This is a genomic window from Bradyrhizobium sp. Mp19 (genome assembly GCF_029952935.1).
GTDB lineage: Bacteria > Pseudomonadota > Alphaproteobacteria > Rhizobiales > Xanthobacteraceae > Bradyrhizobium > Bradyrhizobium elkanii.
This window is the reverse complement of record NZ_JASAUT010000194.1, coordinates 1-575: the sequence shown is the minus strand read 5'-3', so window position 1 is coordinate 575 and position 575 is coordinate 1. Positions and strand designations below refer to the sequence as shown.

The following is a 575-nucleotide window of genomic DNA, read 5'->3' as shown; positions in this document are numbered from 1 at the left end:
CCCCTTCCATGTCCTTTTGCAAGGAAAAAGACGCGAAGCACCCGTCACCGCACCAGAGGTGCGGTGTTGAGCACGATCGCAAGGTGATGCTGTCAGGTCGGGAGCAGAACGACGATGGCGACGGTCGATCAATCTTCCATTCGCGGGTCGAGACCGCATGAGCGTTTTTCGTCGCAGGCCTACCTCGGACTTAGTGCGGGCGTCGGATTGAATGCCGGCCCGATGGGGCTCTCGAGGGTTGCCTTGACCGAGTGTCCTGCTCCCGGCCAGACAGGCCGGCGCGAGCTTGACTACGTTGTCACCGGCTTCACCTCCCGGCCGATCGCCCATACAAAGCCGCAGAGCTCCCGCGCGATTGCGGCCACGACGATGGTTGGCTTCTTTCCAGCAGCGCTCAGCGTTCGATATCGTTTGCAGAGCCGCAGCTGCGCCTTCCAGGCAATATCCCGGACCGCCTTTGGAAGACGGACGATCACTTCAGCCTTCTCCTTCGCGACGCGAGGCGGATATCGATAGCTCCAGGCGGCCTCGATGAGCATGCGCCGAGCCTCGCTGTTGCCGGTTTTGGTGATGCC

At 61.9% G+C, this 575-nt stretch carries 1 pseudogene; it reads right to left on the bottom strand.

Annotated elements, in window-relative coordinates:
- Window positions 1–290 precede the first annotated feature (290 nt).
- Window positions 291–575 (bottom strand): annotated as a pseudogene (locus QJT82_RS45560) (IS110 family transposase); the annotation flags it as partial.